Consider the following 1,250-nt stretch of genomic DNA (forward strand, 5'->3'; position numbering starts at 1 on the left):
CTCAAGCTGGCACATATATGGATATCAATTATCCAGATGCTAGTGGAGTAACAACAGAGGATGGATTTCACATCACAGGATGGGCGGTAAGTCAACAAAATATAGACAAGATAAATGTATATGTAGATGGTAATTTTGATGGAAGTGCGTATTACGGAGCGCCAACTGGATCTTTAGCAAGCTATTATCCTACATATCCTAATAGTGACAAAGCCGGATACGATTACTATATAGAACCTTTAAAATATAGCGTAGGAGATCATACAGTTAGAGTAGAAGCTGTTGGGAAGGATGGGAGTAAAGCCTTCCAAGATAGAAAAGTAGTAATACAAAGAAGTAGACCAGCAATGGATATAAACTGGCCAAATGATGGATATAAGGTAACTGGCGATGGAGTTCACATAACAGGATGGGCAGTAAATAAGGCTGGAATAAAAGAAATAAATGTGTATGCTAATGGAAACTTTGTAGGAAAAGCTTACTATGGAGCACCTACTGGAGGACTGACAGGTGTATATGGAACATATGCTAACAGTGCGAATGCAGGTTACGATTATTTTGTATATGCAAACAATTATCCAGAGGGAATGAATAAGTTTACGTTGGAAGCCGTGGGCAATGACAGTAAAATAATAAGAAAAGACTTTACACTATATATAGTAAAAGAGAATCCAGCTATGGATATAAATTATCCTAATATTGATGAAAACATCAAAGATGATTTTAGAATAACTGGATGGGCAGTTAATAAAAGCGGTGTAAAGCAAATAAATGTATATGACAATGGTAATTATGCAGGACAAGCTAATTATGGTTCGCCTACAGGTGGATTGGCAAACACGTTTCCTAGTTATCCAAATGTTAAAAATGCAGGATACGACTATTATGTAGACTTAAGTAAATACAGTTCTGGAGAGCATGTTTTCTTAGTTGAGGCTGTAGGTAATAACGGAACAAAATCAAGCCAAACAAGAAAAGTTATAATAAATAAACCTGCACCAGCTATGGATATAAATACACCTTCAAATGGAGATACTTTAACTGATGGAATATATGTGAGAGGTTGGAGTGTTGCAAAGGAAGGGGTAAGAGACGTAAAAGTATACTTAAATAATACTTACGTAGGACAAGCTAATTATGGAGAACCAACATCAGCATTAGCAAATTATTATAGCGGATATAAAAATGCTGCAAATGGTGGGTATAGTTATTTCATAGAAACAAAAGCATATCCTAATGGAAATTATCAA

1 protein-coding gene is annotated in these 1,250 nt (G+C 35.4%); it reads left to right on the top strand.

Annotated elements, in window-relative coordinates; genetic code table 11:
- Positions 1 to 17: 17 nt before the first annotated feature.
- On the top strand, positions 18 to 1,250 hold a 1,233-nt coding region (locus OCU55_RS23690; protein WP_261854716.1), incomplete at its 3' end, for an Ig-like domain-containing protein.

The organism is Clostridium folliculivorans, from assembly GCF_024341905.1.
Classification (GTDB): Bacteria; Bacillota; Clostridia; order Clostridiales; family Clostridiaceae; genus Clostridium_AR; species Clostridium_AR folliculivorans.